The following is a 15,953-nucleotide window of genomic DNA, read 5'->3' as shown; positions in this document are numbered from 1 at the left end:
AATCCGCCACTGTATAAGTATTGGATAAATGGTGGTGGGTTAATTTGTTGACATTAGGAAGCTTTATTTTATTGATTATTCTGGGGTATGGGTTACTAAGAAAAAAAGATTATTTGTTGTTTGTAATAAAGATTTTAGTAGTTTTTTCAGTGTATATTAATATGGGCTATTTTTTAAAAGTAGGATCATTCGAGTTGGCGTATTCAGAAGTTTTGCTTGTGTTAGCGATCTTAATTAGCTTTATTAAAATACGGCTAGAGTTTAGAATCCCGACAATAATGTATTTATTGATTTTTGCGATAGTCATTTTCACTGGATTCCTTGCTCTAGTTAATGGGAGTGCACCGATGGTTATCCCTATGGGTAGTAGTTGGGATGATTATTTTTACGGAAGAATTGGTATGACAGAAGCTACTTTGAATATATCTCATGTTATTAGGGTATTTCGTATAATTCTATTTATTGCTGTTTACTATATTATAGATAAATATGTAATTAGGGATGTTGCTAGGTCTAATGAAATAAAAAGATTTATCGTGAAAATAGCTGCGGTATTCGCTTTTATGGGGATATTTGAACAGATAACAAAACTATTCAATTCAAATATCTTCATAGATATTGCAGGACAGATTTTTGGAGTGGGCAATAGCCAATTAACTTGGTTGGTCGAAAGAGGCAGTTCTCCAGTTCTCCAAGGGCTAACCTTAGAACCGGGTCACTACGCTCAATCGTTCATTCCTGCGATATTGATATTATTTACTGATAAATTATTTACAGAGCGACAGAGGTTTATGTATTTCGTATTGTTTGGGTATGTTATATTTTTTTGTGGCTCATTTGCTGGCATTGGGATATTCCTGGTTATGTCTATAATGTATCTGTTTAGCAAAGGAAAGTATATCGTCATTAAAGTAGGAACCTTAATATTTTTCGGACTCATCGGGTTGCTCGTATTCGGACAAAGAAACCCACTGATGTTCCAGTATTATACTTTAAGAATTCAGGCAGCCATTAAAGGTGAAGATATTGGGAGTTCTGACGGTGTGAGAATGCTTACCCTAGAAAATGGATTAGACCTATTCCAACACAATCCGCTAATCGGGGTAGGTTTCGGAACGACAAGCATCAATGGCTTTATCCCAAGTTTATTAGTTAATGTTGGAATAATAGGGACGATTCTGTGGTTTGTTATCATGTTGAAGGGTTTTACGAGAACAGTCATAGTAAATCGTTCATGGTTAGTACTGGTAATTTTGTTGTTTATGCTCGTTGGTGGAATGAAAAACTTTTATGGAGTTGAAATGATATTACTATTCGCTTTAGTTTTCAGAAAACCAGTACTTATTAAAGAAAAAGATGTTTGTTTAAACAAATCAATTGCGCAGTAGGAACATAATGTTGACTAAGAAAATATTAAAATTAAAAGAAGGATTCCCTTTTTCTTTTGTCGAATAACGACGGGGAAAGGGGGAATTTAATTGAAAACAAAAATTACATTGCTAAACAAGGACGTGCATATCCTGGAAGGTGACCCACAGAAAGTCATGAATGAATTACAGAATGGTAACGGGGGATTAACTGTGGAAACCACTACAGGTCCAAAGACAATTGATCCTTATGACATTGTCATGTTTGAAAATGTAAGTGAATAAAAGAGGACTTCCCTTCCAATTGTCGAATGATGATGAAAGGGAGGGGATTGTAATGGAAAAACAAACAGGAAGAAATAGTTATGATGTTGCTATGGAGTTAGTTAATTTACACTTTAGCAAGTTGGCAAGCGCAAGTTATCAAATTACTGAAGAAGAAATTGAAAGAGTTTACTTGAAGTATTATAAGTTGGTAAGAGAAAATCGATAAGAACTAATATTAAAAATGCAACAAATTTAAAGTATCTCAATCGAGGTGCTTTTTCTTATATCAAATACACATGAGAACGTCCTTACCGGGCGTTCTTTTTTGATGAAAAAAAATAGAGGAGTGAAAATCTATGTTATTGGGAGTTGTTAATTTGGAACAATTGGAGATTGTGCATATGTATCTATTTGGGGGAGTTAAGTTTTTACATTTACTTTTATTGCTGATGGCGTTGGATATTATAACTGGGGTGTTTAAAGCTTTTAAGAATAAAAACTTGTGGAGTCGGAAAAGCCTATTCGGTTATGCTAGAAAAATGCTAGTGCTAGTCATGATTATTCTTGCAAATGTTGTGGATCAGGTACTCAATTTAGATGGAATTTTGACGTTGGCGACAGTGTTGTTTTACTTGGCCAACGAAGGATTGTCGATAATTGAAAACATGGCTGAATTAGATGTATTGGTTCCGGCAGGACTGGCCGAAAAACTTCGAAATATTGAAAGTGACAGTCAAACTTTCGGTGAAGAAGTACGTGAGGAATTGACTGGCAGCAAAGTAAATGAACAGTTGAAAGAAAAGGGTGACGAGTAAATCGTCGTTCTTTTTTTATACTAAAAAAGGAGATTGATATAAATGGCAGGTTTATTAAACATACCTAAATTTGTGGATTTTAGAAGCAGAGTTAAAAGACATCCGACTAGAAAGTTTCCAGTTTTATCATTAAAAGGTAAAACTACAATCGCAATCCACCATAGTCTAACGCGTAGAGGATTAGCGGGCTCAAATGCAGAGAGTTATTCTCGATATCATGTTGATACTCATGGGTGGCCAAGCATCGGTTACAACTACGTCATCGAGCCAGATGGCACAATCAAGTTTTGTAACAACATCGAATTGAGAACTTACCACGTCGGAAACCACAATAATTATTGTGTGGGGATCTGTCTGACAGGAGATTTTCGATATGAAGAACCAACAGAAGAACAAAAGGTAAGTTTGCGCAACCTAGTGAATGCGCTGAAAAAAGAATACACTCATTTGAAATACGTGAAAGGACATAATGAATTCAGCGGTTATGAATGGAAACCATGTCCTGTATTTGATTTTAGAAAAGTTCTTTCCGAAAAGGGAACTGTAATAAAAGCTTCAGCATTACCGAATCAATACACGATTCAGCAGGGTGATACGTTCTGGAGTATTGCTAAAGGTTTAAAATTAACTGTTGATGATCTAAATAAAGCGAATCCGGGTGTTGAACCAACTCAATTGCAGATTGGGCAAAAAATAAACTTAGGTAAAACGACAAGTAAACCTTCGCCTAAGCCAGCACCTAAACCGCAAGCAAAAAAGAATACGGTCCATTTACCAAAGTCGGCTAAAACATGGCGCACGTACAAACTTAATGTGCAACCTGTAGCGGCTAACAGCGACTGGTCATTAACGCCTAGCGCATTTGGTGGCTTAACCTATGACATACTGGGTAGACCTTACCCGAACGTTGTGACGATTAATACAGGGCGTGGTAAACGCAACATCTACGTTGGACCTGGTACCGGTGCGGTAATTAAATAAGATGTAAAGAGGCGACTACTCTTAATTGAGCGGTCGCCTTTTTTATATTTCTGAAAATTAAAAAGGGGAAAAGGAATAAGCCTTGCAAAAATCCATCCCTAAGTTAGTATTAATTATAAGGGGGAATTACTATGATCCTTAACAGTAATGCACATAAACTACAATTATCAAGTTGGTTGTCAACTAATCAACCAAAAGATTTTACGCAGAATCTAAAGTTACAAAAGTTTTTATTTTTCTATGAAGCATTCTCCAAGATGGATGGCGAAGACGCTGATTTCAATTACCTAAGAGCCTATCCAAATGGTCCTGTCTTCAGTAACGTATACGGAGATTATATTTATCATGGTCCTGCTTTTTTTCCTGCTGTAGAGTCTATAGAGATTGAATTAATCGATTCTATAAATGAAGAACGTGCAAAGTTGTCAGGATTTCTTGTTAAAATTCTTAATGAAGACGAACTTTCAGATTTAACTCACGAGTTAGATGCTTGGAAAGTTCACGAGCCGGCAATTAGACGTGGAGAAAAAAATATCTCCATTAGAGAAGAGGATTTTACTGAAGACGATTTTCTCTTGTTAAGAACATTGAGAGAAATGTACCCTAGTGAATTAATAGACAACTCTGCAGTGATATCGATTATGGATAAAAACTTTCTTTTATCTATCGGGGATTTTATGCGACTTACGGAAGATCAAAAGAATGTATTCTTAAATTTAGTAGATGAAGACTTAGAGAATCCAGTATATGTTTCTTTGTCTGACGAAGGGGTGCTTTTGATTGATTGAAGTTAAAGACGTAATAATAATGAAAATACCGTATTCTACAATTAAAGCAAGTCTTGCAGTTGCTCCACACATGTATATTTACTTAGATGAAACTAATGACAAGAGACGATTCTTAACGTGTCAATCATTAAAACCTTATCATTTAGGGAAAAATAAATTGCCTTATAAACGTGTAATAGAAGATCCTAATCTACAACGTAACCCATTTCTCAAGAAAACTCTAATAGATTGCGACAAGACTTTTGTAATTGAAAATGCTGAAATTAGTAGAGATTTACTTACTAATAGCCGAAAGGATATATGCCAAAGTCTATACAATCAAGTGAACGATACTTCTAATCATTCTGAGCTCGTTGAGCATCCAATCAATGCTCGAACTCTAAGTGAATTAAACTATAAGATAAAAATAAAAAATTAGGTTATAAAAAAGGCGACTGCTCATTTAATTGAGTGGTCGCCTTTTTTTAATTTAAAAGAAATCTCCCATTCTATCTAGATCGGATTCTTTTCCGTATTGAATCTTATTGAATAACTCATTTAATTCCTTCTTCAATTTTGAAACATTTGTATTTAAATATCCATCGCTTTGAACACCGGTCTTTTCATATATACGTCCATTTTCCAATGATGAAAGAATATACTTTATCCTATCTATTTCCATAACGTAACGATTTTCTATATCGATTATTTTTTCTCCCATTATAAATCCCCCCCCTATTTATCTTCAATTGTAAATAATTCATTCATATCAGTGATATCCAATGCCTTGGCTACTAATGCTGCATGTTCTCTATTAATAGTAGTTCGTTGGTTATTAACCATTTCGCTGATCGCATTTGCTCGCAATCCCGATTTTTCGGCTAACTCTTTTTGTGACATGCCTATTTCATTTAGTGCTTCTTTTAATTTAAATCTTATTTCCAAACCTCCCACCACCTTATTTCATATTTTTATTAATTCAAGTATATCACGATATCGCTATTTGTAAATTAAATGTTGACATATCGATATATTGGTATTAGTATAAGTATAACGACATAGCGACATGTTGATAAACCAAGTAAAAGGAGATGGAAACGGAATGACAAATTTTATGCATGCAATTAGATTACTCAAAAGAGGGATGAAGGAAGAAGAGTCAAGAAGAATTCATTCTTACGAAAATAAAGAAAGGGCGTTGGCATTTAGAAAAGCTATGCTCGTAGAGATGCAACAGGAGTTAGATGCGTTGCTAAAATTAGATTCAGTGGTAATCAGGAATGAAGGCAAGGTGAGAGGGATGGATGTAAGAATTTATTTTTTGAATGGTGAAACGGAAGAAGTAAAAATAGAAACGTATTATTCAGGTGAAAATAATCAATTTTTAATTATTCCAGTTCATGGGATGCCATACACAATGAACGATGTTAAAGAAATGATAAAGATTAAATAACCAATCAGGGGAAATGAAAGCGAGGTGACAACATGTCCACACTATTAAATACAATTGATACTTATAAATTATTACAACCGTTCGCTCATATAGACGAACTTAACAAAAATACGATACACGTACGCGAATTATATGCTGATCAATTAACACCATCCACGAAAGAAGTGCTGGACGTGTTGCACCGTTATTCTTGTAAGTATCCTGGTGTTTGTTATTTGTCGAAAAACAAGATTGCTGAAATGGTGGGTGTATCTCGCCGTACAGTTATTAGAGCGTGTAATCAACTTGAAACGCTTGGCATCATTAGCCAACACGAACTTAAACGCCACAACGGGGACAAGCGTCAATCCAGCAACGCAATCGTATTTGTAGCAGTAGAAAAAGAAGATGATAACAACAATGTCACACCGGAATGTCACACCAAAGAAGCTCTTACAAATACTCAATTAAATTCAAGTAATACTAACGATACTAGAAACATAGATTTTGTGGATAAAAAAGAAGTAGTCAAGATTTCTAAAGAATCAAAGACAAATGAACAAGTCAAAGAAGATTTAAAGCGTGGACTACGCGATAAGATGCCAACGTATCTTTATGATTTGCTGTCCCCATATTTTAACCTGGACGACCTGTACGAAGCGTATGGCACATTATTACGTGGTAAAGCAATCATTGATAAGTCAATCATGTTTGAATCGCATGAAGGCTTGTTTAGTGATGCTGTGCTGTCTGTAATCAATGCATATAAACGTGGGAAAGTACGTAACTTATTTGCTGTACTTTATACTGCAGCCAAAGACACCACCGCACAAATTTATCGTAAATCAAATTATAAAGTTGAAAATTGGCTGGAGTGGTGAATATATTTATTTGTCGAAAATAAAGGATAATTAAAATCAATGTCGAATTAGGCACTTTGAAAAAGGAGGGGGATCTGTTGGACTTAATACAAATGACAATGGGGTTAAAGAAAAAAACCGAACAAGTAAGATGCCAAAACTGTAAACGTGGAAATCTCAAATTTAAGAGTGCGGAGTATGCAGCTGACTTTAAGGATGTAAAAGGGGATATAATAATAGTTGATGCCGTCTGCAGTTTTTGCGAAGTTGGTTTACCTGTTGCAGTTAATGTTATTTAAAGGGAAGTGATCTAGTTGATTCCAAAAGAAGCTTTACCATATTTCAATAATGCTATTTATCTTCCAATGTTAATAAAAGTACTAGAAATGGATTTACATACTATAGAAGAGACTCAACTCAAATTTAAACGACCATATGCAAAGATGATTGACCAGGCACTTGAACATGCACGATTAGAATTGAAGAAAACTAATATTTATCTTGGACGTAATAACATGAAATTGATTAGGTATAAAAGTGATAAAGAGTTTACGGAATTCATATTTTCGAGTGTTTCCTTTGAAGAACGCAAGAGGTATTCCAGTGTCCAATTGAAAGAAGGTACTGAAGAAATAATGAGTGAGTATCTGAATAAGTTTCAAATATAAAAAGAGAGCGTTTGGGCTCTCTTTTAAAATCGATTATGATTCAGTCGTCGTTATTAGTCGCTTGCGGAGCGGGGAAGACTGAAATTCTATTTGATCCAATTTACAAACTGCTAGAAGAGGGAAAACGTGTGTGTATTGCAGCACCCAGAGTCGACGTTATCCTTGAACTAGAACCTCGACTTCGTGCGGCTTTCCCTGCAACCCAAATCGCTGCTTTATATGGCGGAGCCACAGTTGAAAATGAGCTATGCCAATTAATTCTTGCGACAACCCACCAACTATACCGGTTTCAAGCAGCGTTCGATGTCATTTTTGTGGATGAAGCAGATGCATTTCCTTATACAGCTGACGAAACGCTTCGGCGTGCCGTTAAAAAAGCGGCGAAAGATAAGGCTCCGATACACTCAGTTACAGCTACGCCTTCAAAGAAGCTAATCATTCAAATAGAACGAGAAGGCGCGGTTTCAACCATCAATCGACGTTATCACGGGTACGCGCTTCCGGAGGCACGTTATGAATCGTTATGGAATTACGCTTCGAAAATAAAAAAGAAAAAACTTCCTGCGAAGCTTATGAAGTGGACTAAAGAAAGATTAAATAGAAAAGAGCCATTTCTAATTTTCTTCCACAATATTATATTAATGGAAGAAGCGGAACCTTTATTCCAAACCTTGGATAGTCGTATTAAATCCGTACATGCGTCCAATGAAAAACGTAAAGAATTTGTACAAAGTCTTCGTGATTCAGAACTTCCTGGGTTGCTAACGACCACAATATTAGAGCGCGGCATTACAATTCCAAATGTTCAAGTGGCGGTGGTAGGCGCAGAGCATTCCATCGCATTCCATCTTTACTAGTGGCGCGCTCGTTCAAATTGGAGGGCGAGTGGGTAGATCTTCGGCTTATCCTTCGGGAGACTTCGTCCTTTTTCATCACGGGATATCGCATGCGATGGATGATGCCAGAAGAGAGATACTTCGTTTGAATAAAGGTGGTGCTTCCTTGTGACAGAGTGTCTTTTATGTAATGTAGAACTTTTAACGAGGCCATCATGGAAATCTTTATTGGCATTGGATGATGAAATGGTCGTTTGCCTTGAATGTTTTTCAAGATTTAAAAGGTCCAATCAAAAATTTGAAGATACTCTATTGAAAAATATTACAGCTCTTTATGAATACAATGATGCTATGAGGGATTACTTGCATCAATATAAGTTTTTGCAAGATATTGCGCTTGCAAATGTATTTAAAAATGAATTGCGCGATGTTGTTAAATCAAAAGTAAATATTATTCCGATACCCATGCATCCCAAAAGAAAAGTTGCACGCACGTTTTCGCATGTTGAAGAACTACTAAAATGTGCACGTATATCGTATAGTGATGTACTAGAAAAAAAAGACGATGAGACGATGGGCGAAAAATCTAAAAAAGAACGACTGGCAATTTCCCCTTTATTCAACCTAAAATCGAATGCAATAATCGAATATGAACCTTATTTAATAATCGATGATATTTATACAACAGGTACAACGCTTCGTCACGCAGCTGCACTTCTAATCGAAGCCGGTGCAAAGGAAGTAGAAGCGGTCACCCTAATACGGGCTAGATTAAACGACTAATACTTTGAATAATTAGGCGTCAAACTATTCAAACAGCTAAAAGTGTGGTAATTTTAAAGTACGGATGGTGTATCTTTTTTATATAAATCCGCTGATTTGAATGAAAACTGAAAAAACATTACTAGACACTTCGCCAAACAAAACCTTGTGAATATTGTCGAAGATTCATTGATTAGTCATACTTTGCTATTGTAGAAAAAGTGGTACCATCGCTGTGGATTGGAGGGGTGGGGAAAGCTTAATCGATCAATAAGTATTTAAATCAAGTCAAAAATAACGGTTATCGACTAACTTTGGCTTGTCGATGTTTCGACACATTTCGTCAAATAATTAAAACTTTTAAAGGTTTTAAAAAGGACTTTTGGGGGAACGTATAGAAGTGTACAGTAAGGTTAAATAAAGGAGGAGTTCATATGCTAGATTTTAACATTCGCGGCGAGAACATAGAGGTGACTCCAGCGATTCGCGATCATGTAGAAAACAAAGTAACGAAGCTCGAACGATATTTTACAAATGGTGCGAACGCTACTGCAAACGTAAATTTAAAAGTGTACAATGACAAACAAACAAAAGTGGAAATAACAATTCCGATGAAGAATTTAACGTTAAGAGCTGAAGAAAGACATGATGACTTATATGCAGCTGTCGATCTAATCGTCGATAAACTTGAGCGTCAAATTCGAAAATATAAAACAAGAGTCAATCGTAAGTTTCGTGAGCGAGAAGGCGTGGCAGCGTTCTTTGCTTCAGTTAACAAGAGCAAAGCGAATAACGGGCAACAATATGATGATGAAGATGACGAGTTTTCTGTCGTCAGAACAAAGCGCTTTGATTTGAAACCGATGGACGAAGAAGAAGCAATTCTACAAATGAATATGCTCGGGCATAACTTCTTTATCTTTACTGACGCAGAGTCAGATGAAACGAATATCGTTTATAAACGAAAAGATGGTAAGTACGGTTTAATCGAAACAAATTAAATAAGTATATTATAATCCTTCAAGTGTGCTTGTCCACTTGGAGGATTTTCTTTACTCAATATAGAAATAAGTAGTGGTACATTTGCACAGGGCATTTCGCAATGGTAAAATAAAGTGTGAACAAAATGAGGATGTGACCTAAATGCTGGGCGTATTAAGTAAGATATTTGATTCAAATAAAAGAGATTTAAAAAGACTTGAAAAAATTGCTGATCAAGTCGAAGCTTTAGCTACTGAAATGGAACAGTTATCTGATGAAGATTTAACTGCAAAAACCGAAATCTTTAAAGAAAGAATCGCAAATGGCGAGACGCTTGATGATATACAAGTCGAAGCGTTTGCTGTCGTCCGTGAAGCGTCACGACGCGTTCTCGGCATGTATCCATTTCGTGTGCAAATTATCGGTGCGGCTACCTTACATGAAGGTAATATCGCAGAGATGAAAACCGGTGAAGGTAAAACATTGACCTCTACTTTAGCGGTTTATTTAAATGCGCTTGAAGGCAAGGGCGTGCATGTCGTCACGGTAAACGAATACCTTGCGAGTCGTGATGCCGATGAAATGGGCGAACTATATGAGTTTCTTGGCTTATCCGTAGGCTTGAACTTAAATAGCATGACCAAGGAAGAAAAACGTGAAGCTTATGAAGCAGACGTGACTTATAGTACGAATAATGAACTGGGTTTTGACTATTTACGAGACAATATGGTGCTTTATAGTAACGAGAGAGTGCAACGTCCGCTTCATTTTGGTGTTATAGATGAAGTTGATTCCATCTTAATAGATGAGGCTCGAACACCGCTTATTATTTCAGGACAAGCTGCGAAGGCGGCAGACCTATATAGATTGGCAAATATGTTTGTCACGACATTGAAAGTCGAAGAAGATTATTCTTTTGATGAATCCACAAAAGGCGTTGTTTTGACTGAAAAAGGTGTTGAAAAGTCTGAAGCAGCATTCAGTATCAATAATTTATTTGATTTAGAACATGTGACGCTTCTACATGGGATAAACCAAGCACTGAAAGCGCATGTTAGTATGCATATAGACATTGATTATGTTGTTGAAGATGACAGCGTTGTGATTGTCGATTCATTTACCGGTCGTTTGATGAAAGGGCGTCGTTACAGCGATGGACTTCACCAAGCCATTGAAGCCAAAGAAGGCCTGGAAGTGCAAAATGAATCAATGACATTAGCAACGATAACATTCCAGAACTTCTTCAGAATGTACGATAAGCTTTCTGGAATGACGGGTACAGCAAAAACGGAAGAAGAAGAGTTCCGTAATATTTACAATATGAATGTAATTGAGATTCCGACTAACCGCCCAATCATCCGTGATGACCGTGCAGACTTGATCTATTCAACAATGGATGGGAAGTTTAAAGCGGTGGCGGAAGATATTAAGGTTCGTCATGAAAAAGGCCAACCCGTTTTAGTGGGAACGGTTGCGATTGAAACATCGGAAATAATTTCTAATTATCTGAAGAAACTCGGTGTAAAACATAATGTGTTAAACGCGAAGAATCATGGACGCGAAGCAGAAATAATTCAAGAAGCCGGTCATAAAGGATCTGTTACCATTGCCACAAATATGGCAGGACGTGGAACAGATATTAAACTTGGAGAAGGCGTTATTGAAGTTGGTGGCCTAGCAGTTCTTGGTACCGAAAGACATGAATCACGCCGAATTGATAATCAGTTGCGCGGACGTTCTGGTCGTCAAGGAGATCCGGGGATCACACAGTTTTATTTATCGCTTGAAGATGAATTGATGCGACGTTTCGGGTCAGACCAAATGAAGGCAATGATGACCAGACTTGGTATGGATGATACAACGCCTATTCAGTCTAAAATGGTTTCCCGTTCTGTTGAATCGGCGCAAAGACGCGTCGAAGGGAATAACTTTGATGCGCGGAAGCGTCTACTTCAATATGATGATGTTCTTCGTCAACAACGTGAAATTATTTACAAAGAACGTAATGAAGTTATTGAGACTGAAAACATTCGCGAAATCGTTGAAAGAATGCTAATCGATGTTATTGATCGTTCGGTCGATGCTTATACAACGGCAGATGACTCAGCCGAGTGGAACTTGAAAGGTTTTGAAGACTTCATTGGTGCAAATTTACTTCCTGAGGGTCAGATCAAGAAATCTGATTTAGAAGGGAAATCAGTTGAAGAATTAAAAGCATATATTAAAGAGGCTGTATTCGCCCGTTACGATGAGAAAGAAGAAGAAATGTCTGAAGAGCGCATGCGTGAATTCGAAAAAGTTATTTTGCTTCGTGCCATTGATTCGAAGTGGATGGATCATATTGATGCAATGGAGCAACTACGTCACGGAATTCATTTACGTGCCTATGGACAGACAGATCCGCTACGTGAATATCAAAGCGAAGGATTCGCGATGTTTGAAGAAATGGTATTGGCAATAGAGAATGACGCAGCAAGATTTGCGATGAAGGCGGAAATTCGCAATAATTTAGAACGTGAAGAAGTTGTCAAAGGTCATGCAGTTAAACCAGAAGACGACGGCGAACCAGTGAAGAAAAAGCCGGTGCGACGCACGGTGAATGTTGGACGTAACGACCCATGCCCATGCGGTAGCGGTAAGAAATTTAAACAGTGTCACGGTAGAAACTAAGCGACACAACCCATTTCAGGAGGAACTTATTATGATTGAATTATCAGATGTACGCAACGAGCTCGACAATACAGCTAAGAAATTAGTGGACTTTAGGGGGTCTCTTTGACTTAGAAAACAAAGAGGCTCGAATACAAGAACTTGATGAAATGATGGCGGAGCCTGGATTCTGGGACAATCAAGAATCGGCTCAAAAAGTTATTTCTGAATCCAATGGGTTGAAAGACGTTGTTGGCGACTATAAAGAATTAACAGATGAACAAGAAAATCTAGAAATGACGCATGATTTATTACGCGAAGAATTTGACGAGGAGCTTCAAGAAGAGCTTGGCGGTGAATTAAAGGCGTTCCAGAAAAAACTTGCTGCATTCGAATTGCATATGCTTCTCAGTGGCGAATTTGATCGACATAATGCGGTTCTTGAATTGCATTCTGGTGCAGGCGGTACTGAATCTCAAGACTGGGCATCCATGATCCTACGCATGTATACGCGTTGGGCTGAACAACATAACTTCAAAGTTGAAACGCTCGATTATCAAGCGGGGGACGAAGCCGGTGTAAAATCCGTCACGTTATCAATAAAAGGTCATAATGCGTATGGCTATTTGAAAGCTGAAAAAGGTGTCCATCGACTTGTTCGAATTTCACCTTTTGATTCATCTGGACGCCGTCACACATCATTCGTGTCATGTGAAGTCATGCCTGAGTTTGACGGAAATATCGACATTGAGATTCGTACAGAAGACTTGAAAATCGATACGTACAGATCTAGTGGTGCAGGCGGACAGCACGTAAACGTTACGGACTCTGCCGTTAGGATTACACATTTACCGACTGGAGCAATTGTAACGTGTCAAACAGAGCGTTCGCAGATAAAAAACCGAGAGCGTGCGATGAACCTTCTAAAATCGAAATTGTATCAAATTAAAGTTGAAGAAGAACAAGCGCGTCTCCTCGAAATTCGAGGAGAACAAAAAGAAATTGGTTGGGGAAGTCAAATCCGCTCATACGTGTTCCACCCGTACTCTATGGTCAAAGATCATCGGACAGATATGGAGACTGGAAACGTCGGTGCTGTCATGGACGGCGAGCTTGATCCGTTTATTAATGCCTATTTACGTTCTCAAATATCTTGAAAATGTTTATAAAAAGACAAATAGGTAAATATAAGTACCATAGCATAAATATCAGCAGTTCATTTTGGAAAACAGAAAAGCATCAAAAAGATGTGTTCACAGAAATGTGACATGTTTTGGAAAACCTTGTCATGACAATGTTTGTATTAATTTCCAGGAATTATGATTCGGCATGAATAGGTTGAATGCTCCGTGTTTTTGGTATACTGAAATAGAGGAATGTATATTTATATTCCTTTGTTACAAACTATAAATCAAGGGAGGAAACAGCATGAAGAAAAAACTTTTAGCAGCAATATTTGCATCACTTCTTGTGCTCGGTGCATGTGGTGGCGGAGACAAGACAAAGGATGAAGGCGCGACTACAGGCGGAGAAACAGCGAGCGTAGATGCTGAAAAAATCGTCAACAACAAATGTATCGCATGTCATGGTAACAACTTGGAAGGCGGCAGTGCACCTGGACTAACAGATGTCGGCTCGAAACTTTCAGAATCTGAAATCCACGATATTATTATCAATGGTCAAGGCGGAATGCCAGGCGGACTCATCAAAGGTGAAGAAGCAGACGCAGTTGCAAAATGGCTTGCAGAAAAGAAATAAGTAATAAAAAATCACTAGCGGAAACTTTTCCGCTAGTGATTTTTTATTGTAGAAAAATGCATTATTTTAGTGTTTGGAAATATTACTACCCAAATAACTTTCGGTTAAACAAATGAAATATAACTGTAATAATTAGATTGAGAGAAACATGCTATACTGTTGTTGTTGAATAAAATCTATTTATTAAAGATTCAGGTGGTTTTAGCATGATTGTGATGAAAGATGTCTATAAAAAATATACAAATGGTGTAGTTGCATCAAATGGTATTAATATAGAAATTGGACGCGGAGAGTTTGTTTACGTTGTTGGTCCAAGTGGTGCAGGAAAATCTACATTCATTAAAATGATGTACCGCGAGGAAGTACCAACTAGCGGTGATATAATTATAGATGGTATTAATTTAGCTACATTGAAAAGAAGAAAAGTTCCTTATTTACGCAGACGAATTGGTGTCGTATTTCAGGATTTTAAGTTATTACCGAAACTTAACGTATATGAAAATGTCGCATTTGCCCTAGAAGTAATCGAAGAAACTCCTACTAGAATACGAAAAAAGGTTACTGATGTGCTGGAATTAGTCGGATTAGCACATAAAGCGCGGATGTTTCCCAATGAATTATCTGGCGGAGAACAGCAGCGAGTAGCAATTGCGAGATCAATAGTGAATGTTCCACAATTAGTTATTGCAGATGAACCTACAGGAAACCTCGATCCAGAAACGTCTTATGAAATAATGGATATTTTCGAACGAATAAACGCAAGAGGTACTACAATCATTATGGCTACCCATAACAAAGATATCGTCAATACTTTGAAACACAGAGTGATTGCAGTTGAAGGCGGGCTTATCGTACGCGATGAACACGGAGGTGCATACGGCTATGAAATTTAGAACATTTAGCCGGCACTTAACCGGAAGCTTTAAAAGCCTTGGTCGAAATGCTTGGATGACATTTGCCTCTGTAAGTGCAGTAACTGTAACGCTTTTACTTGTTGGTGTCTTTATCGTCATCATGATGAATTTAAATAAAATTGCAGATAATATCGAAAAAGATGTTGAAATTAAAGTAATCGTTGATTTAGCTGCAGATGAAGAAGCAATTAGCGAATTGGAAAAAGAAATACGTGAAATAAAAGGTATACAGGATTTGAAGTATTCTTCAAATGAACAAGAATTAGGCAAAATGATTAAAGGATTTGGAGATGAACTTGGTTTATACAAACAAGATAATCCACTTCGACATGCGTTTTATCTGAAAGCAGTCGATCCCCATCAGACAGCTGAAATTGCGAAAAAAATTGATACATTTGAATATACTTACGAAGTGATTTATGGAGCAGGGAAAGTTGAGAAGTTATTCGGTTTTCTTGAATCGGGTCGAAATGTTGGACTCGGTTTAATTATTGCCCTATTATTCACAGCAATGTTCTTAATCTCAAATACGATTAGAGTGACGATTAATGCAAGAAGAAATGAAATTGAAATCATGAAACTTGTTGGTGCGACAAATAACTTTGTTAGAATTCCCTTTATATTAGAAGGGATTTGGCTTGGAATTTTAGGCGCACTTATACCGATGATACTTTTAACAGTTGCTTACTTTAATCTATACGATATCATCGAGCCTAAAATCGAAGGAGATTTATTTAAACTACTTGAGGTAACTCCTTTTATTTACCAATTAAATGCCCTGATTCTCGGTTTGGGGATCTTCATCGGTATATGGGGTAGTTTTATGTCAGTTAGAAAGTTTTTGAGAGTTTGATAGATAAAGAGATAAAGGAATCGAAAGGGGAAATAATCAGTTG

General features: G+C 37.1%; 21 protein-coding genes. 19 read left to right on the top strand and 2 right to left on the bottom strand.

What is annotated here, in order from left to right:
- The first annotated feature begins 44 nt into the window (after window positions 1-44).
- The 7 genes from J4G36_RS08820 to J4G36_RS08790 all read left to right on the top strand — a co-directional run bounded on the left by J4G36_RS08820 (window position 45) and on the right by J4G36_RS08790 (window position 4,636).
- Complete coding sequence (locus J4G36_RS08820; RefSeq protein ID WP_210469643.1) at window positions 45-1,388, top strand: hypothetical protein; 1,344 nt, start codon at window positions 45-47, stop codon at window positions 1,386-1,388.
- 90 nt (window positions 1,389-1,478) lie between these two features.
- Entirely contained in the window at window positions 1,479-1,652 is a 174-nt protein-coding gene (locus J4G36_RS08815; RefSeq protein WP_210469642.1) for a hypothetical protein, read from the top strand.
- 52 nt (window positions 1,653-1,704) lie between these two features.
- Window positions 1,705-1,860, top strand: coding sequence for a hypothetical protein (locus tag J4G36_RS08810; RefSeq protein ID WP_210469641.1), 156 nt, complete (start codon window positions 1,705-1,707; stop codon window positions 1,858-1,860).
- Between the two features lie 130 nt (window positions 1,861-1,990).
- Window positions 1,991-2,449, top strand: coding sequence for a phage holin family protein (locus J4G36_RS08805; RefSeq protein WP_210469640.1), 459 nt, complete (start codon window positions 1,991-1,993; stop codon window positions 2,447-2,449).
- A 42-nt stretch (window positions 2,450-2,491) separates the two neighbouring features.
- Window positions 2,492-3,430, top strand: coding sequence for an N-acetylmuramoyl-L-alanine amidase (locus tag J4G36_RS18475; protein WP_246880450.1), 939 nt, complete (start codon window positions 2,492-2,494; stop codon window positions 3,428-3,430).
- Between the two features lie 131 nt (window positions 3,431-3,561).
- Window positions 3,562-4,218 (top strand): Panacea domain-containing protein, encoded by a 657-nt coding sequence (locus J4G36_RS08795; protein ID WP_210469639.1) that lies wholly within the window; start codon window positions 3,562-3,564, stop codon window positions 4,216-4,218.
- The gene (locus tag J4G36_RS08790) at window positions 4,211-4,636 is read left to right on the top strand and encodes a hypothetical protein (protein WP_210469638.1); all 426 of its coding nucleotides are present in this window, start codon (window positions 4,211-4,213) and stop codon (window positions 4,634-4,636) included. The genes J4G36_RS08795 and J4G36_RS08790 overlap by 8 nt, the downstream gene beginning before the upstream one ends.
- A gap of 51 nt (window positions 4,637-4,687) precedes the next feature.
- Here J4G36_RS08790 and J4G36_RS08785 read toward each other — a convergent pair whose 3' ends face one another.
- Together J4G36_RS08785 and J4G36_RS08780 are read right to left on the bottom strand one after the other, a co-directional pair.
- Window positions 4,688-4,918 carry a hypothetical protein gene (locus J4G36_RS08785; RefSeq protein ID WP_210469637.1) on the bottom strand — a complete coding sequence of 77 codons (231 nt, stop codon included), beginning with the start codon at window positions 4,916-4,918 and terminating at the stop codon, window positions 4,688-4,690.
- A gap of 14 nt (window positions 4,919-4,932) precedes the next feature.
- The gene (locus tag J4G36_RS08780) at window positions 4,933-5,142 is read right to left on the bottom strand and encodes a helix-turn-helix domain-containing protein (RefSeq protein ID WP_210469636.1); all 210 of its coding nucleotides are present in this window, start codon (window positions 5,140-5,142) and stop codon (window positions 4,933-4,935) included.
- A gap of 157 nt (window positions 5,143-5,299) precedes the next feature.
- Here J4G36_RS08780 and J4G36_RS08775 point away from each other — a divergent pair, with 157 nt between their 5' ends.
- The 12 genes from J4G36_RS08775 to ftsX all read left to right on the top strand — a co-directional run bounded on the left by J4G36_RS08775 (window position 5,300) and on the right by ftsX (window position 15,910).
- Entirely contained in the window at window positions 5,300-5,650 is a 351-nt protein-coding gene (locus tag J4G36_RS08775) for a hypothetical protein (RefSeq protein ID WP_210469635.1), read from the top strand.
- A gap of 32 nt (window positions 5,651-5,682) precedes the next feature.
- Window positions 5,683-6,510 (top strand): helix-turn-helix domain-containing protein, encoded by an 828-nt coding sequence (locus J4G36_RS08770; protein WP_210469634.1) that lies wholly within the window; start codon window positions 5,683-5,685, stop codon window positions 6,508-6,510.
- Between the two features lie 77 nt (window positions 6,511-6,587).
- Entirely contained in the window at window positions 6,588-6,788 is a 201-nt protein-coding gene (locus J4G36_RS08765; RefSeq protein ID WP_210469633.1) for a hypothetical protein, read from the top strand.
- A 15-nt stretch (window positions 6,789-6,803) separates the two neighbouring features.
- Window positions 6,804-7,157, top strand: coding sequence for a YhjD family protein (locus J4G36_RS08760; protein ID WP_210469632.1), 354 nt, complete (start codon window positions 6,804-6,806; stop codon window positions 7,155-7,157).
- Window positions 7,158-7,192: 35 nt separating this feature from the next.
- Entirely contained in the window at window positions 7,193-8,014 is an 822-nt protein-coding gene (locus tag J4G36_RS08755; protein ID WP_246880449.1) for a DEAD/DEAH box helicase family protein, read from the top strand.
- Window positions 8,015-8,161: 147 nt separating this feature from the next.
- The gene (locus tag J4G36_RS08750; protein WP_368668740.1) at window positions 8,162-8,776 is read left to right on the top strand and encodes a ComF family protein; all 615 of its coding nucleotides are present in this window, start codon (window positions 8,162-8,164) and stop codon (window positions 8,774-8,776) included.
- Window positions 8,777-9,189: 413 nt separating this feature from the next.
- Window positions 9,190-9,756 carry a ribosome hibernation-promoting factor, HPF/YfiA family gene (gene hpf / locus J4G36_RS08745; RefSeq protein ID WP_210469631.1) on the top strand — a complete coding sequence of 189 codons (567 nt, stop codon included), beginning with the start codon at window positions 9,190-9,192 and terminating at the stop codon, window positions 9,754-9,756.
- Between the two features lie 142 nt (window positions 9,757-9,898).
- The gene (gene secA / locus J4G36_RS08740) at window positions 9,899-12,406 is read left to right on the top strand and encodes a preprotein translocase subunit SecA (protein WP_210469630.1); all 2,508 of its coding nucleotides are present in this window, start codon (window positions 9,899-9,901) and stop codon (window positions 12,404-12,406) included.
- Between the two features lie 34 nt (window positions 12,407-12,440).
- A protein-coding gene (prfB, locus tag J4G36_RS08735; protein WP_210470498.1) for a peptide chain release factor 2 occupies window positions 12,441-13,542 on the top strand; the annotation gives its coding sequence in 2 pieces (ribosomal slippage) (window positions 12,441-12,512 and window positions 12,514-13,542; 1,101 coding nt in all).
- Between the two features lie 271 nt (window positions 13,543-13,813).
- Window positions 13,814-14,143, top strand: coding sequence for a cytochrome c551 (gene cccB, locus J4G36_RS08730; protein ID WP_210469629.1), 330 nt, complete (start codon window positions 13,814-13,816; stop codon window positions 14,141-14,143).
- Between the two features lie 206 nt (window positions 14,144-14,349).
- Window positions 14,350-15,036 carry a cell division ATP-binding protein FtsE gene (ftsE, locus tag J4G36_RS08725; RefSeq protein ID WP_210469628.1) on the top strand — a complete coding sequence of 229 codons (687 nt, stop codon included), beginning with the start codon at window positions 14,350-14,352 and terminating at the stop codon, window positions 15,034-15,036.
- Entirely contained in the window at window positions 15,026-15,910 is an 885-nt protein-coding gene (ftsX, locus tag J4G36_RS08720) for a permease-like cell division protein FtsX (RefSeq protein WP_210469627.1), read from the top strand. The genes ftsE and ftsX overlap by 11 nt, the downstream gene beginning before the upstream one ends.
- Window positions 15,911-15,953 lie beyond the last annotated feature (43 nt).

The organism is Sporosarcina sp. 6E9 (genome assembly GCF_017921835.1).
In the GTDB taxonomy this organism is placed as follows: Bacteria; Bacillota; Bacilli; order Bacillales_A; family Planococcaceae; genus Sporosarcina.
This window is presented reverse-complemented; position numbering and strand designations above follow the sequence as displayed.

What these genes read in the sequence shown, in the direction of transcription:
- ftsX (WP_210469627.1), top strand. Translation starts at nt 15,026, where the DNA reads ATGAAATTTAGAACATTTAGCCGGCACTTAACCGGAAGCTTTAAAAGC.
- cccB (WP_210469629.1), top strand. Translation starts at nt 13,814, where the DNA reads ATGAAGAAAAAACTTTTAGCAGCAATATTTGCATCACTTCTTGTGCTC.
- secA (WP_210469630.1), top strand. Translation starts at nt 9,899, where the DNA reads ATGCTGGGCGTATTAAGTAAGATATTTGATTCAAATAAAAGAGATTTA.
- J4G36_RS08810 (WP_210469641.1), top strand. Translation starts at nt 1,705, where the DNA reads ATGGAAAAACAAACAGGAAGAAATAGTTATGATGTTGCTATGGAGTTA.
- J4G36_RS08805 (WP_210469640.1), top strand. Translation starts at nt 1,991, where the DNA reads ATGTTATTGGGAGTTGTTAATTTGGAACAATTGGAGATTGTGCATATG.
- J4G36_RS08775 (WP_210469635.1), top strand. Translation starts at nt 5,300, where the DNA reads ATGACAAATTTTATGCATGCAATTAGATTACTCAAAAGAGGGATGAAG.
- hpf (WP_210469631.1), top strand. Translation starts at nt 9,190, where the DNA reads ATGCTAGATTTTAACATTCGCGGCGAGAACATAGAGGTGACTCCAGCG.
- J4G36_RS18475 (WP_246880450.1), top strand. Translation starts at nt 2,492, where the DNA reads ATGGCAGGTTTATTAAACATACCTAAATTTGTGGATTTTAGAAGCAGA.
- J4G36_RS08795 (WP_210469639.1), top strand. Translation starts at nt 3,562, where the DNA reads ATGATCCTTAACAGTAATGCACATAAACTACAATTATCAAGTTGGTTG.
- ftsE (WP_210469628.1), top strand. Translation starts at nt 14,350, where the DNA reads ATGATTGTGATGAAAGATGTCTATAAAAAATATACAAATGGTGTAGTT.
- J4G36_RS08755 (WP_246880449.1), top strand. Translation starts at nt 7,193, where the DNA reads ATGATTCAGTCGTCGTTATTAGTCGCTTGCGGAGCGGGGAAGACTGAA.
- J4G36_RS08770 (WP_210469634.1), top strand. Translation starts at nt 5,683, where the DNA reads ATGTCCACACTATTAAATACAATTGATACTTATAAATTATTACAACCG.
- J4G36_RS08785 (WP_210469637.1), bottom strand. Translation starts at nt 4,918, where the DNA reads ATGGGAGAAAAAATAATCGATATAGAAAATCGTTACGTTATGGAAATA.